The sequence below is a fragment of the Actinoplanes sp. NPDC089786 genome, from assembly GCF_040684855.1.
GTDB lineage: Bacteria > Actinomycetota > Actinomycetes > Mycobacteriales > Micromonosporaceae > Actinoplanes.
Genome location: NZ_JBFBGU010000001.1, coordinates 560,457 through 575,438, shown reverse-complemented (window position 1 = coordinate 575,438; position 14,982 = coordinate 560,457). Strand labels below are relative to the sequence as shown.

The window sequence follows — 14,982 nt, the reverse complement described above, 5'->3', positions numbered from 1 at the left end:
GCGGCTCACCAGCCGGTGGCCCCTGAACAAACCCCGAGATCAGCAGCCGCAGGCGACCAGCCGGGTGGCGATCTTGTCCAGGGCCTGCCGCGCCGACGTCGATTCGCCGCTCTTATCGGCCATGATCGCGAAGACCAGCAGCCGCCCGTCCTTGGTGACGAGCTGACCGGCGATCGTGTTCACCCCGCTCAGCGACCCGGTCTTGGCCCGGACCAGCCCCTGACCGGCCCGGTTCGGCGCCGGCGTCACGAACCGGGTCCGCAGCGTGCCCGACCAGCCGGCCACCGGCAGCCCGCCGAACATCGGCGTCAGCGCCGGGTGGTCGCCCTTGGCCGCCAGCGCCAGCAGCTGGGTGAGCAGCGCCGGGCTGATCTGGTTGAGCCGCGACAGCCCGCTGGCGTCGGAGAGCTTGATCCGGTCGGCCGGCAGGCCCAGCTCGGTCAGCTTGGCGATCATCGCCCGGGTCGACCCGTCGAACGTGGCCGGCTCCCCCGCGGCCAGCGCCACCTGCCGGGACAGCACCTCGGCGATGGTGTTGTCGGACTGCTCCAGCATCCAGTCCACGACGTGCACCAGCGGCGGCGACTGCACCTGGCCCAGCTCGGAGCCCGGCTCCAGGGTGATCGGGGGCGCCGACGAGGCCCCGCCCGCGCTGGACGGCGCCGTGCCACGAACCACGGCCGCCTTCACCTTGAGCTGCCTCGCGAACGCCTGCCCCGCCGCCAGCGCCGGATCCGACGACCGCGGATCGCCGCCGGCCTCGCGGTGCACCGGCTGCCGACGCCCGCCGTTGATCATCAGCGGCATGATCGCCGAGACCTGCCCCTCGGGCGCGATGATCGTGCCGGTCCAGCCCTTGGCCGTGGTCGGCCCGGTGAACAGCGACGTGTCGATCACGACCTGGGTGACCGGTGTGTCGCCCATCGCCCGTTTGACCTGGGCGGCGAGCTTGTCCAGCCGGGCCGCGCCCGGGAACTGGCCCTTCGCGTTGGCCGCCAGCGACGGGTCGCCGCCGCCGATCAGCACCACCTGACCAGGCTTGGCGCCGGCCACCGCGCGGGTGGTCAGCCGGTGGGCCGGGCCGCGCGCGGCGAGCACGGTCGCGGCGGTGACCAGCTTGGTCGTCGAGGCCGGGGTGGCCGGGGTGGCCGCGTCCCGGGAGAACAGCGTCGCGCCGGTCGCCGCGTCGACCACCGAGACGCGGACCCGGGAGCCCAACGCCGGCGCGGTGACCAGGCTGCCGATCGCCTTCTGGACGCCGGCCGCGGTGGGCGCCGTGCCGACCTCGCCCGCCGCGGCCAGCACCGGCGTGGGCGTCGGCTCGGGCGGGAGGGTCGCCGAGGGCGTCGGCGCCGGCTTGTCCGCGAGCCACCCCGCGATCGGCCCCGGCCGCATGATGAAGGCGCCCGCTCCGAGCCCCACGACCAAGATCAACACCAACAACCCGGAAACCCATAAGATACGCCGAGCGGAAGACGGTCCCGCGCTCACCGAACCGGCCGGCTGCCCGCTCCCGCCCGGTGGGCCACCTGCGGGTTGTCCCGGCCCATCGGCCGGTCCCCCGCCCGGCCCACCCGCGCCCGCGCCGGCCCGGTCAATCCCGACCGGCCGCGAAACACTGACCCGTCCCACCGCCGGCCGCAATCCCCCGACTGCCTCCTCCGCGCCCGCCGCGGCCGCCGAAGCCTGCGGCCCGACGCCCGGAGCCTGCGGCTCTGCACCCGGGGGCTGCGGCTCTGCACCCGGGGGCTGCGGCTCTGCACCCGGGGGCTGCGGCTCTGCACCCGGGGGCTGCGGGCTCGCGGCGGCCGGCTGTGGCGGCGTACCCGCGCCCTGCTCGCTCTCGGCCGGCGGACCGACGCGCGCCGAACCCCGGGCGCCCTCAGGCGCCGTTCCACCCCGTGCCAATTCCGAAGCCCTTTCCGGCCCGCCCGGCCCGGCGCCGTCCTCGCGCCGGCCGTCACCCTGGTCGTCCCCGTCACCCGTCGCGGCCGGCGCCATGGCCTGGCCCCGACCGGGCTGCCCGACGCCCGATTCCGCGGATTGTGCCTGCTGGGCCGGTGGTGACTGGTGGGTCGCCGGCGCGTCCGAGCCCGTCTCGGGAGGGTTTGCGGGCACCGATGCCCGTCCTCTATGTGAGTCTTCCCTCCCCACCGGCCCCTCCCTCGTTCGCGGCGTCAGACTTAGGGGAGACTACTGAAATCCCGCACATCGCGGCGCGCGGATCTTGCCGAGCGCGAGTTCGCCCGCGCGCATCGTGATAGGGCTTACACACGCCCGGCAAGACGACCGAGGGAGCACAGCATGGATTTCGACGTTCTGGTTGAGATCCCCAAGGGTCAGCGCAACAAGTACGAGGTCGACCACAAGACCGGCCGCATCCGGCTGGACCGCACACTGTTCACCGCGACGCAGTACCCGGCCGACTACGGCTTCATCGAGGGCACCCTCGGTCAGGATGGCGATCCGCTCGACGCCCTGGTCCTGATCCAGGAACCGACGTTCCCCGGCTGCCTGGTCCGCGCCCGGGCGATCGGCATGTACCGGATGACCGACGAGAAGGGCCGCGACGACAAGGTCCTCTGCGTCCCCTATGAAGACCCGCGCCAGGAACATCTGCGCGACATCCACCACCTGGGTGAGTTCGACCGCATGGAGATCCAGCACTTCTTCACGGTGTACAAGGACCTCGAGCCCGGTAAGTCGGTCGAGGGCGCCACCTGGACCGGCCGCGTCGAGGCCGAAGAGGAGATCCGCGCGTCGTTCAAGCGCGCCGAAGCCCTCGAACATGGCCCCGACGGCCACTGACCAGCCCAAACTCAGCCCGGACGGCCGGCCTCCGCAGCGCGGAAGGCCGGCCGTCGGCATCAGGGCGGTCAGAAGGAGATGTTGGTGACCGCGTCGTAGAGGCCGGCCACCGCGCAGGCGACCGGGATCACCGAGACCACGACCAGGGTGTCGACCAGGTCGGCGGCGCGGCCGAGGTAGGGCGACGGCGGTTTGCGGGAATAGGTGGCGCCCGCCGCCATCGTGGACAACGCGAGGATGACCGCGGCGGCGCTGACGCCCAGGCGCACCGGGGTGCTGGCGCCGGTCAGCAGGTCGACGCCGAGGGCGGCCACCCCGAACATGCCCGCGCAGATCAGTGGCACCCGCTGCCGCAGGGTCACGAACAGGCGTGAGCGCAGCAGCAGCGCGGCCGCCGCCACCGTGGTGAGGATGCGGGCCGAGAGGCTGCCGGCACTGGCCAGCACGACGAACGCCCCGGCGGCCAGGATCGCGTGGCCGAGCAGCATGCCGGCCAGCAGCTCCTCGGTGCGGGTCACCGCCGCGAACACGGTCGCCCGGTCGGGACGCTCGCGGGCCAGGTCGGCGGCGCCCGCGGTCTGTGCCGCGGTGAAGCCCTCGGCGCCGCTGCCGGTGGGCAGCGTGACCGGCGGCATCGGCACCTTGCCGAACCGGATCGCGAGCAGCGGGATCAGGCCGATGCCGCAGACCAGGATCGAGATCAGCACCGCGGCGCCGGCCGCGGCGGACGACCAGATGCTGATCAGCGCGGTCGCCGCGGCGAGCAGGCCGACCAGGCCACCGGCGGCGAAGACCCGCAGGCCGGCCGCCACCCCGATGCCGCCGAGCGCCGCGACCAGCAGCAACGCCACCGAGCCGGTCAGCAGCTCGGCCCCGCCCAGCCACGGGAGCAGGGCGAACATGCCCACGCGGTCGCCGGCGCCGGACGAGACGAGGACGGCGCCGCCGGCGAACGCGTACGGCATCGCACACGCGCCGAGGGCCGTGCCGGCTCGCGCGTCCCCGTACGCCCGAGAAGCCGTCACCCCGGCGAGCGCGAGAAGCAGGCCGACGCCGAGCCCCACATAGGCCGAACCGGCCCACGCCGGACCGGCCGCGAGCACCGCGATCAGGCCCAGGCCGAGCAGCAGGGCGCCGCTGAGCACGGTCGCCGTGCGGGTCGAGGCGGGCGTCCAGACCGTGCCGCGGCGGCGGGCGCCATCGGCGATCGCCTCGACCACGTCGTCGTACTCGAGCTCGGGCCAGTCGTCGCGGGCGGGCACCAGATGGAGCACCTCGCCGTCGCGCACACCCTGGGGAAACAGGCCCTGCGCGGTGGCCAGGGGCACGCCGTCGGTGCGCCGGAGCAGCCAGCCGCCGTGGCGCTCGCCGTCGTCGGCCAGGCCCTCGCCGGCGTGGCGCAGCACCTCGGGCAGCAGCTCGGCGAGCGGGACATGCTCGGGCAGCGCCACATCGACGCGACGTTGCGGAGCGCTGATCGTGATTCGCGCCAGACCGACACTCATGAATGAAACCCATCGACAGGCAGCGGTGCTGCGGAACGGAGGGGACTTTACCTATCCTGGGCGCGGCGCGATGCCCGCCTGTGGATGACGTTCTGCCGCGGGTGACGGGGAGGAAAGGGACAGCCCGCCATGAGTACGACCGTGATCAAACGGTCCGCGCGACGACCGGCGCCGGAGATTCCGACCGGTGAGCTGGCCGTCGACGCGCCGCCGGAGATTCCGCAGGACGGTGGCCGGCGCTGGCAGCAGGCGCTGATGGCGCTGCCGATGCTGGGCGGGTCCGTCGCCATGGCCATGATGATGGGCCGGGGCAGCGGCGGCGCGATGTCCTACGTGGTCGGTGGGCTGTTCGGGGTGTCCTCGCTGGCGATGCTGGCCACCTCCTTCGGCAGCAACGGCTCGCCGAAGAAGGCCGAGATGATGGCCGCCCGCCGGGAATACCTGCGCCACCTGGCCAACCTGCGGCGCCGGGTCCGCGAGACGGCGGGCAAGCAACGCACCGGCCTCTACTACCGGCACCCGGAGCCGGGTCAGCTCTGGTCGACCGCGGGCAGCCACCGGGTGTGGGAACGCCGCCCGAGTGATCCCGATTTCGGGGTGGTCCGGCTGGCGGTCGGGCCGCAGACCCTGGCCACGCCGCTGGTTCCGCCGGTGACCCGGCCGCTGGAAGACCTGGAGCCGATGACGGCGGGGGCGCTGCGGCGCTTCCTGGACGCGTACTCCGTGGTCCCGGAGCTGCCGGTGGCGGTCTCCCTGCGCGGTTTCGCCCGGGTCTTCATGCGCGGGCCGGACGCCGAGGCGCGGGCGCTGACCCGGGCGGTGCTGGCCCAGCTGGCGGTCTTCCACGCCCCCGACGACCTGCTGATCGCGGTGGCCGCCGGGCCGGAGCGGCGGGCCGCCTGGGAGTGGGTCAAGTGGCTGCCGCACAACCTGCACCCGTCCCGGACCGACGCGCTCGGCCAGGTGCGGATGGTGGCCAGCTCAGGCCCCGACCTCGAGCGGATGATCGAGGACGTGATCGGCAACCGGCCGCGGTTCAGCCCGGCCGCGATCGGCACCACCACCCCACACGTGATCATCGTGCTCGACGGGGTCGACCTGCGCGGCGCGACCCAACTCGACGACGGCATCGACGGCGTCACCGTGCTCGATCTCGACGAAACCCCACCCAAGCTGCTCGACCGGTCGCTGCTCGTGCTGGAGGTCCGGGCGGGTGCCGGGAGGCGTGCCCTCCACACGTACGCCACCGAGCACGCCGCCGAGGTCGGCCTGCCCGACCGGCTGAGCGAACCGGACGCCGAGGCGATCGCCCGGCGGCTCGCGCCCTACCGGCTGGCCGCCGCCTCGAAGTCGCCGGACACCCCGCTGGCCGCCGAGATGGGCCTGACCGAGCTGCTCGGCATCGCCGACCTGGAGACCTTCAGCGTCGGGCAGAGCTGGCAGCCCCGGCCCAACCGGGACAAGCTGCGCGTACCCATCGGAATCGGCGGTGATGGCGGCCCGATCGAACTGGACCTGAAGGAGTCCGCCCAGGACGGCATGGGCCCGCACGGCCTGCTGATCGGCGCCACCGGGTCGGGCAAGTCCGAGCTGCTGCGCACGCTGGTGCTGGCGCTGGCCGGCACGCACTCGTCCGAGACGCTGAACTTCGTGCTGGTCGACTTCAAGGGCGGCGCGACCTTCGCCTCGCTCGACCGGCTGCCGCACACCGCCGCCGTGATCACCAACCTGGCCGACGAGCTGCCGCTGGTCGACCGCATGGTGGACGCGATCGACGGCGAGATGCTGCGCCGGCAGGAGCTGCTGCGGAAGTCCGGGAACTTCGCCAGCCTGCGCGACTACGAGAAGGCGCGGGCCAGTGGCTCGGCCCTGCCGCCGTTGCCGTCGCTGCTGGTGATCTGTGACGAGTTCTCCGAGCTGCTGTCCGCCAAACCGGACTTCATCGACCTCTTCGTCCAGATCGGACGTCTCGGGCGGTCGCTCGGCGTCCACCTGCTGCTGGCCAGCCAGCGCCTCGAGGAGGGGCGGCTGCGGGGACTGGACACGCATCTCTCGTACCGCATCGGTCTGCGAACCTTCTCCGCGCTCGAATCGCGGGCGGTGCTCGGGGTGCCCGACGCGTACGAGCTGCCGCGCTCGCCCGGCCACGGCTACCTCAAGTTCGGCACCGAGCCGCTGGTCCGGTTCAAGGCGGCGTACGTCTCCGGCACCTACCGCAGGCCCGGCAGCCGCGGCCCCGGCGCGACCGGGGCCAGCGCCGCACCCCAAGTACTGTCCTATTCGACCCATTACGTGCCGGTGCCGAAAACCGTCAAACCGGTCGAGCCGAAGCCCGAGGAGAACACCCCGGCCGGCGAGAGCGTGATGGACGTGATGGTGGCCCGGCTGGCCGGCCAGGGACCACCGGCCCACCAGGTGTGGCTGCCGCCGCTGAACCAGTCCTCGGTGCTCGACGAGCTGCTCGGACCGGTCGTGGTCGACCCGGTGCGCGGCCTGTCGTTCGCCAACCCCGAGCTGCACGGCGCCCTGCAGGTGCCGATCGCGCTCATCGACAAGCCGCGTGAGCAGCGACGCGACGCGATGTGGATCCAGCTCGGCGGCGCGGCCGGGCACCTGGCCGTGGTCGGGGCGACCCAGTCCGGCAAGTCGGCGGCGCTGCGGACACTCATCACCGGGCTGGCGCTCACCCATACGCCGGCCGAGGCGCAGGTGTACTGCCTCGACTTCGGTGGCGGCGCTCTCGGCGTACTCCGGGATCTGCCGCATGTGGGCGGTGTCAGCGCGCGCACCGACCTGGTGGGTGTGCGCCGGACCGTCGGCGAGGTCCTGACCGTGCTGACCGACCGGGAGCAGCGGTTCGCCGAGATGGGCGTCGACTCGATGGCGTCCTACCGGCGGCGGCGGGCGAACCCGTCCGCGGTGGCGGCCGACCCGTTCGGCGACGTCTTCCTGGTGGTCGACGGCTGGACCACGCTACGCAAGGACTTCGACGAGCTGGAAGGCGTGATCACCGACATCGCCACCCGCGGCCTGTCCTACGGCGTCCACGTGGTGGCCACCGCCAGCCGCTGGATGGACTTCCGGCCGGCCATCCGCGACCTCTTCGGCTCCCAGCTCGAGCTGCGGCTGGGCGACCCCAGCGACTCCAACATCAACCGCCGCGCCGCCGTCAACGTGCCGGAACAGGCCGGCCGTGGCATCACCGAACACCCGACCGACAAGAACAAGAGCTACCACCTTTTGACCGTACGCGCGGAGCTCAGCACCATCGGCGAGACGTCCGAGCTGGTCAAGGAGATCGCGACCAACTGGCGTGGCCCGCTGGCGCCGCGGGTGCGGATGTTGCCCGACTCGTACCCGTACACCGCGATGGACCTGAACCGCAGCACCGGCCTGCGCCTGCCGATCGGGCTGTCCGAGCAGGACCTGTCCCAGGTGGAGATCGACTTCGCCACCGACCCGCACTTCCTGCTGTTCGGCGACGCCGAGTGTGGCAAGTCGTCGTTCCTGCGGGCCATGGCCAGCACCGTGATGCACCGGTTCCAGCCCGAGGAGGCCCGGATCATCCTGGTCGACTACCGGCGCAGCCTGATGGACCTGCCCGAGACCGAACACCGGATCGGGTACGGCATGCAGGCCCAGAAGACGCTGGAGCTGATCGAGTCGGTGGCGGGCTACATGGAACGTCGGCTGCCCGGCCCCGACGTGACCGCGCAGCAGCTGCGGGAACGCTCGTGGTGGACCGGACCGGAGCTGTTCGTGCTGGTCGACGACTACGACCTGGTCGTCTCCGGCCCGACCAACCCGCTCACCCCGCTGCTGCCCTACCTCCCGCAGGCCCGCGACGTCGGCCTGCACCTGGTGGTCACCCGGCGGGCCGGTGGCGCCAGCCGGGCGCTCTACGAGCCGATCATCCAGCGGCTGCGCGAGCTGTCGTCGCCCGGCCTGGTGATGTCCGGGCCGACCGACGAGGGCGCGCTCATCGGCCCGGTCAAGGCCGTCCCGATGCCAGCAGGACGTGGCCGCCTCATCACCCGGCGTGAAGGAGTACGCCTGGTCCAGCTGGCCCACCAACCGCCTTACTAGAACCTGTCCCATATTCGCCTCCCGGGCGCCTCATCTGGGCCGAATTTGGGACTGGTCCTGGGGCGATCGGACGAACGGTGCGATTGAGTTGTCCACACCTCAGCCGCACCCTGCTTTTTCGGAGTAATCTCCCTGCATCGACCGACCCTGTTCACCTCTCCAGATAGGCATCGTCGACCCGTGAGCGCAGCGAGCACCTCCTCCCAGGGCCGTTTCCTCGCACGTCGTCCTTCGCCCTGCCCCGCGCGCGGTGGTGCGCTTTGGTAGACCTTCGGGCGCTGGCCGGGCTGTTCGCCGGTGTGGTCGCCGCGATCGGGCTGCCCGCCACGGTGGCCCAGGCCGCCCCACGGCCGATCACCGAAGATTCGATCCGCGCCCAGCAATGGCACCTGCGGACGCTCAACGTGGCCGGCGCCTGGAACTGGTCGCAGGGCGCCGGTGTCACGGTCGCGGTGATCGACTCGGGGGTCGACTCCAAGCACGTCGACCTGCAGGGCCAGGTGCTGCCCGGCCTCGACCTGGTCGACACCAAGGGCGACGGCGACACCGACCTGGTCGGCCACGGCACCACGGTCTCGGCGCTGATCGCCGGCAAGGACGACGACGCCGGCGTGGTGGGCATCGCCCCCAAGGCCAAGATCCTCCCGGTCCGCGTCCTCGACCAGGAAAATCGCTATGACGACGCGCTGATCGTGGCCAAGGGCGTCCGCTGGGCCGTCGACCACGGCGCCCGCGTGATCAACCTGTCCCTGGGCGGCAGCGGCAGCAGCGCGGCGCTGGCCGCGGCCATCGACTACGCCTTCGCCAAAGATGTCGTGGTGGTCGCCTGCACCGGCAACGCGAGCGCCTCGTCGTCGACCGGGGTGTGGTACCCCGCTCGCGAGCCCGGCGTGCTCGCTGTGGCCGGCATGGAACGCTCCGGCGACGTGCTCTGGTCCGGCTCGATCACCGGGGCCGAGACGGTGGTGACCGCCCCCGCGACCAAGCTGGTCGGCGCCGGGCGCGGCGGCTACTGGAACGTGCAGGGCACCAGCTTCGCGGCGCCGATGGTGTCGGCGACGGCGGCGCTGATCCGTTCCCGCTGGCCCACGATGCCGGCCGGCGAGGTGGTCAACCGCATCATCAAGACCGCCCGTGACCGGGGCCCCGAGGGCCGCGACGACAAGTACGGCTTCGGCCTGATCGACCCGACCGGCGCGCTGACCGCGGAGATTCCCGAGGTGGCGGGCAACCCGCTCGACACGTCGCCGCCGCCCGGGGTGGCCCGCCTGGGCGCCGCCAAGGTCTCCGGCTCGGCCCAGTCGGCCCCGAACAAGCTCGCCGGCGACGCGGCCCGAAACAACAATCGAGCCCCGGGCAAGAACGCCGGCGGCGTCGTGGCCGCCCCGCCCGCCGACGACGAGCAGAAGTCCCGAGGCTGGTGGGCGGCGGCCGCCTTCTTCGCCCTCTCCGCCGGCGTCGCCTTCCTCATAATCCGCCGCTTCGCCACAGTCACCTAGCTGCCCGCCACTCCGCCCTATTTGCGCGGGGAGACCGTTGTGGGAGTGTCCGGGCGGCGGGTTGATGCGCTGGGTGCGCGGCCGCCCCGTCGGTTTCTGTGTGCGGGGCGAGTGCGGGCCGACCCTGGCTGCGGCCCTGGGTGCACCATGCGGCCGGGGTGCCGACTCGCCCTGCTTGCCGCCGCCGCGAGCCGTCGTGGCTCGCGGCCTGCCAGTGGTAGAGCAAGGCGGTATCCCCGGCTCCGAAGCCGCGCTGGGCTACCACTGACGGCGGGACACGGCGGGCGGCGGGGCGGCGGGCGGCGGGGCGGCGGGGCGCAACCACTTACGCAGGTGGAGCGGAGCGACCCTCGGCGGGAGCTGCGGTCTGCACCCACCACCCCGCTACGACCGGCGCTTGACCTTGAATTTGAACTTGGTGGGGATCAGGCGCAATCCCCGGTGCGGACGCCTCGGGTGCGGTCGCGGCCGGTTTGGGCTACGCCGGCGGCCTCGCGGGCGGTTACGGCGAAGCCGATCTTGCGGTCGTCGGCGGCCGCGGCGAAGATCACGCCGAGGACGCGGCCGTTGGTGGAGACCAAGGGGCCGCCCGAGTTGCCGCTGCGGACCAGGGCCCGGATCGTGTAGATCTCGCGGTTCACCTCGCCGGCCTCGTAGATGTCGGGGCCGGGCACGTTGCCGACGTCGCTGACCCGGGCCGACTGGGCGTCGTAGGGGCCGTCCAAGGGGTAGCCCAGCACGATCGCGCTCTGGCCGGTGGCGGCCGGCTTGTCCACGAAGCTGAGGCGGGGCGCCCGCAGGCCGGGGACGTAGATGACGGCCAGGTCGCGTTTCGAATCGTAGACGACGACGGTGCCGTCGAGGCGGCCGTTCGACGTCTCGACCTCGATCTCGCGGGTGCCGGCGACCACGTGCGCGTTGGTCATCACGCGTTCGTCGGCGTACACGAAACCGGAGCCTTCGATGCGGCGCGAGCAGCTGGGCGCGGTGCCGAGGATCTTGAGGACCGAGCGCTTGCTGTTGACGACCACGCCGGACTTGGCCAGGGCCGGGTCGGGCTCGGCGACCTCGCGGGCGTTGGTCGGGGCGAGGCCGCTGAAGACCTCGGGGAAACCGTTGGTGTCGAGGGTGGACCGCAGGGCCGAGGACAGCGCCTGCGCCTCCTGCGGCATCAGGCCGTTGATGGCGTCGAGGACCGAGCTGCTGCGGACCTCGCGGTTGAGCCACGGCAACGACGTCGACTTCAACGGGATGGCCACCAGCCAGGCCACCAGCAGGACGGCGACCAGCGAGACCAGGGCACCGCCGGCGTCGTCCAGCCGCTGCACCGGCTTGCTGGTCATCGACCGGCGCAGCTTGGTGCCGAACCAGCCGGCCAGGGTCTGACCGAGCACGGCCAGGGCGAAGATGGAGACCAGCGACACCACGACGCGGACCGCGCCGTCCGCGAACTGGTTGGCGATCAGCGGGCCGACCTGAAGGCCGATCAGCGCGCCGCTGAAGAAGCCGCCGAAGGACAGGGCACCGATGACGAAACCCTGCCGGTATCCGCTGATCGCGAAGACCAGCATCAGCAGGATCAGGATCGCGTCGACCACATGCACCAACTCAGCGTAGAAGTGACGGACCACTCGCTCACGGGACCACCTGATCGGGGACCGGCGAGACCTCCGCGGGCAGGTCCTCGACCCGGTCGGTGTCCCACGGCCGGCTCCAGCCGGCCAGGTCGAGCAGGGTCGAGGTGACACCGGCGGTGAAACCCCAGACGAGCATGTCGCGGACCAGGAAGGCCGGGCCGATCCAGCCGCTCGGATGGCGGATGCGCAGCCGGTTGGCCGGGTCGACCAGCTCGGCCACGGGCAGCCGTTCGACCCGGGCGACCTCGGCGGGCTGGCACGGGCGCACCGGATGGGGTGCGTGCCACCAGGCCAGCACCGGCGTCACCACGAAACCGCTGACCGGGATGTACAGCTCGGGCAGCCGCGCGACCACGGTGGCGGTGGCCGGGTCGAGCCCGACCTCCTCGTGGGCCTCGCGCAGCGCGGTGGCGGCCGGGTCGGCGTCGCCGGGGTCGGAGGCGCCGCCCGGGAAGGCGGGCTGACCGGCGTGGTTGCGCATGGTCGCGGCCCGTTGCAGCACGAGCAGGTCGGGTTCGCCGGGTCGGTCTTCGCCGAGCAGCACGAGCACGGCGCTGGGTCGCCCTTCGCCGTGCGGTGCGCGCAGGGTGGTGAAGTCTTCGGTACGCAGCGTCGCCGCCCGGCTCCGCAACGGCTCCCACCAGCCGGGCAGCCCGGTCACGGCGCCACCGTCACACCGGTGTGGGTGCGGACCAGCTCGGACAGCGTGCGGGCGTCCACCGGCAGCGGGTGCACGTTGGTGCGGCCGGCCGCGTCGACGAACACGGTGACCGGCAGGTTCGCCCGGCCCAGGGCGGTGAGCAGGCGGCGGTCCCGGTCGTACAGCGTGGGCATGGTGACCGAGCGGCCCTCACCGAACGACGCGGCCGCCGCACGGCTGTCACCCACATCGACCCCCAGGACGTGCAGCCGCCCGCCGGCCCGATCGGCCAGCTTCTGCACGACCGGCAGTTCGTCGCGACACGGCCCGCACCACGACGCCCACATGTTGATGACGGCTGGTCCGCGCAAATCGTTCAATGCCACCTGTTGTCCGCCGGTGAAGCACGGGAGCGACAAATCAGGCAGGGGGGAGGTCGCGGCCGAGGAAGAGGAGGGGGTCGCCGAGGCAGGCGGCGCGGTCAACGCGGCACAGTCAGCGAACGGCGACGGGGTCTCGGGGGCGGCCGTGGCCGAGGTCTCGGGCGGCGAGGTGCACGCCGCCAACGCCAGCACCAGGGGCACGGCCAGCCACGTCAGCCCGCGGCTTGCAGGCGAAGGACCAGGAGAGATCGAGGGTACGGACGGTCGCGGCGCACGACGGGCGGAAGAGGCCGGTCGCGGCGCCGGGAGGGCCGGACCACGCCTCACGGGGCCTCCGGGGTGACGATCGCGGCCGCCGGGACCAGGTCGGGGTCGACGCCGGCGTGGCTGGCCAGGTCGCGGGCCCGCGGACCCTTGAGCAGCCGGGCCGCGCCGGCCGCGTCGGTCGGGCCGGTGCCGTACGACGGGCACATCGGCGCCAGCGTGCAGGCCCCGCAGGCCGGCTTGCGGGCGTGGCACACCCGCCGCCCGTGGAAGATCACCCGGTGCGACAGCATGGTCCAGTCGCGCTTCTCGATCAGGTCGGCGACCGCGAACTCGATCTTGACGGGGTCGTCCTCGTGAACCCAGCCGAACCGGTTGGTCAGCCGCCGGAAGTGGGTGTCGACGGTGATGCCGGGGACGTCGAACGCGTTGCCGAGGATCACGTTGGCCGTCTTGCGCCCGATGCCGGGCAGGCTGACCAGGTCGTCGAGCTTGGCGGGGAGCACCGAGTCGTACCGCTCGACCAGCGCCTGGCCCAGCTTGATCAGCGAGTCGGTCTTGGCCCGGAAGAACCCGGTGGGCCGGAGGATCTCTTCCATCTCGCTGCGCTCGGCCGACGCGTAGTCGGCCGGCGTCAGGTAGCGCTTGAACACCCGCGGCGTGACCTCGTTGACCCGGACATCGGTGGTCTGCGCGGAGAGGATGGTGGCGACGGCCAGCTCGAGCGGGTTGGTGAAGTCGAGCTCGCAATGCGCGTCGGGATGTGTCTCGGCCAGCTCGCGAGCCATCTTGCGGGCCCGGCGCTTGCGCCCGATCGGCGTCTCACCGGCGAAACGCTTGGCCGCGCGGGCCAGGACAGCGGCAGGGGACGGAGTCACCGACAAAGAGTACGTCGCCGGTACGACAGGCCGACTCACCCCGGCGGCGAGATCGATCCGTCCTCACCGATCTTCGCCGCGGTGTCGCCGAAGTCGTCGGCGGACAGGTCGGCGATCAGATCGCGGGACTTACCGTCCTCGTCCGCGGTCGGCACCCCGACCGGGCTCATGAAGGTGGAGACCACCTTGCCGCCGGCCCACGAACCGTCCGGCTTCAGCGAGACGTGCAGGATGGCGCCGTACTTGAGCACCCCGGTGTTGGACAGCGTCTTGCCGCCGCCGGCGAAGTTGCCCAGGCTGTAGGCGATCAGCCGGTCCTTGTAGAACTCCATGCCGCGCAGCACGTGTGGACCGTGCCCGACCACCACGTCGGCGCCGGCGTCGATGACCGCCCGGCTGAACGCCTTGGGGTCGCCGCGGTCCTCGCCGAAGAACAGCTCGTGCCCGGAGCGCACGTGGTTCTTGTCCGAGCCCTCGGCGCCCATGTGCACCTGCACGACGACCAGATCGGCCTGTTCGGCGGCCTTGGCGACCACCTCACGCGCGGCGTCGAGGTCGTTCAGGTTGTTCGCCCCGGCGTACGAGGAGAAGCCCACCGCCGCCACCTTGACGCCCTTGACCTCGGCCACGGTGATCTGACCCTGGGCCCCGGTGTGCTTGAGCCCGGCGTCCTCGAGCGCCTGGGCGGTGTTCTTGTAGCCCTGCCGCCCGTAGTCGTTGGAGTGGTTGTTGGCCGTGTTCAGCAGCTGGAAGCCGGCCTCTTTCAGATGCTTCGCATACGACGGCGGAGCCCGGAACGCGAAGCAGTTGGCCCGGGGCGGCGACCCGCATTTGGAGGAACCGGTGTCGCCGGTCAGCGGCTGTTCCAGGTTGCCCATGACCAGGTCGGCCTTCAGCCCGTCGCGGACCGAGTCGAAGAAGCCGTCACCGCCCCGGGCCGGCAGCTTGTTGGGCGCGCTGCCCATGATGATGTCCCCGGTGGCCGACATCGAGATCGCGTCGGCGGCGGCCGGCTCCTCTTCCTGCCCCTTGGGCGCAGGGCTCTTCTTCGGTACGGAGGAGGGCGCGGCGGCGGGCGCGGACTGCCACTGCGGCGGGTCCGATTTGTCGCGATTGGCCAGAGCAACCCCGCCGATACCCGCGCCGGCCAGCACCGCGACCACGATCGTCGCCGTCAGGACGGGACGGCCGAACAGACCGGTCCGGGGGTGGGCATTCATCGACGGCGACGATACCGTCAGGGGGCGACTACGGACGACGGTCGTTCAGCCGACAATCAATC

Annotated in this window: 11 protein-coding genes; 4 read left to right on the top strand and 7 right to left on the bottom strand. The window is 72.3% G+C overall.

Translation table 11 applies throughout. From position 1 onward, the window contains the following. Positions 1–39: 39 nt before the first annotated feature. The gene (gene dacB / locus AB0O15_RS02720; RefSeq protein WP_364313096.1) at positions 40–1,422 is read right to left on the bottom strand and encodes a D-alanyl-D-alanine carboxypeptidase/D-alanyl-D-alanine-endopeptidase; all 1,383 of its coding nucleotides are present in this window, start codon (positions 1,420–1,422) and stop codon (positions 40–42) included. 114 nt (positions 1,423–1,536) lie between these two features. On the opposite strand from dacB, the gene AB0O15_RS02715 reads away from it, so the two are divergent. Together AB0O15_RS02715 and AB0O15_RS02710 are read left to right on the top strand one after the other, a co-directional pair. Beyond that, positions 1,537–2,067 carry a hypothetical protein gene (locus tag AB0O15_RS02715; protein ID WP_364313093.1) on the top strand — a complete coding sequence of 177 codons (531 nt, stop codon included), beginning with the start codon at positions 1,537–1,539 and terminating at the stop codon, positions 2,065–2,067. 237 nt (positions 2,068–2,304) lie between these two features. Continuing rightward, positions 2,305–2,808, top strand: coding sequence for an inorganic diphosphatase (locus AB0O15_RS02710; protein ID WP_364313091.1), 504 nt, complete (start codon positions 2,305–2,307; stop codon positions 2,806–2,808). 68 nt (positions 2,809–2,876) lie between these two features. Here the strand turns inward: AB0O15_RS02710 and eccD are convergent, their stop codons facing one another. Further along, on the bottom strand, positions 2,877–4,313 hold the full coding sequence (gene eccD, locus AB0O15_RS02705; protein ID WP_364313088.1) for a type VII secretion integral membrane protein EccD: 1,437 nt from the start codon (positions 4,311–4,313) through the stop codon (positions 2,877–2,879). Between the two features lie 129 nt (positions 4,314–4,442). On the opposite strand from eccD, the gene eccCa reads away from it, so the two are divergent. Both eccCa and mycP read left to right on the top strand, forming a co-directional pair. Further along, positions 4,443–8,399, top strand: a complete 3,957-nt coding sequence (gene eccCa / locus AB0O15_RS02700) for a type VII secretion protein EccCa (protein ID WP_364313086.1) — start codon at positions 4,443–4,445, stop codon at positions 8,397–8,399. A gap of 260 nt (positions 8,400–8,659) precedes the next feature. After that, a complete protein-coding gene (gene mycP, locus AB0O15_RS02695) occupies positions 8,660–9,898 on the top strand; it encodes a type VII secretion-associated serine protease mycosin (RefSeq protein WP_364313083.1) in 1,239 nt (412 codons plus the stop codon). A 425-nt stretch (positions 9,899–10,323) separates the two neighbouring features. Here mycP and AB0O15_RS02690 read toward each other — a convergent pair whose 3' ends face one another. From AB0O15_RS02690 to AB0O15_RS02670, 5 genes are all read right to left on the bottom strand, one after another. Beyond that, positions 10,324–11,502, bottom strand: a complete 1,179-nt coding sequence (locus AB0O15_RS02690; protein ID WP_364313081.1) for a MarP family serine protease — start codon at positions 11,500–11,502, stop codon at positions 10,324–10,326. 31 nt (positions 11,503–11,533) lie between these two features. Continuing rightward, a complete protein-coding gene (locus AB0O15_RS02685) occupies positions 11,534–12,196 on the bottom strand; it encodes a CoA pyrophosphatase (RefSeq protein ID WP_364313079.1) in 663 nt (220 codons plus the stop codon). Beyond that, positions 12,193–12,750 carry a TlpA disulfide reductase family protein gene (locus tag AB0O15_RS02680; RefSeq protein WP_364316978.1) on the bottom strand — a complete coding sequence of 186 codons (558 nt, stop codon included), beginning with the start codon at positions 12,748–12,750 and terminating at the stop codon, positions 12,193–12,195. The genes AB0O15_RS02685 and AB0O15_RS02680 overlap by 4 nt, the downstream gene beginning before the upstream one ends. A gap of 131 nt (positions 12,751–12,881) precedes the next feature. Then, positions 12,882–13,700 carry an endonuclease III gene (gene nth, locus AB0O15_RS02675; RefSeq protein ID WP_364313076.1) on the bottom strand — a complete coding sequence of 273 codons (819 nt, stop codon included), beginning with the start codon at positions 13,698–13,700 and terminating at the stop codon, positions 12,882–12,884. Positions 13,701–13,735: 35 nt separating this feature from the next. Next, a complete protein-coding gene (locus tag AB0O15_RS02670; RefSeq protein ID WP_364313074.1) occupies positions 13,736–14,920 on the bottom strand; it encodes a CapA family protein in 1,185 nt (394 codons plus the stop codon). Between the last annotated feature and the right edge of the window lie 62 nt (positions 14,921–14,982).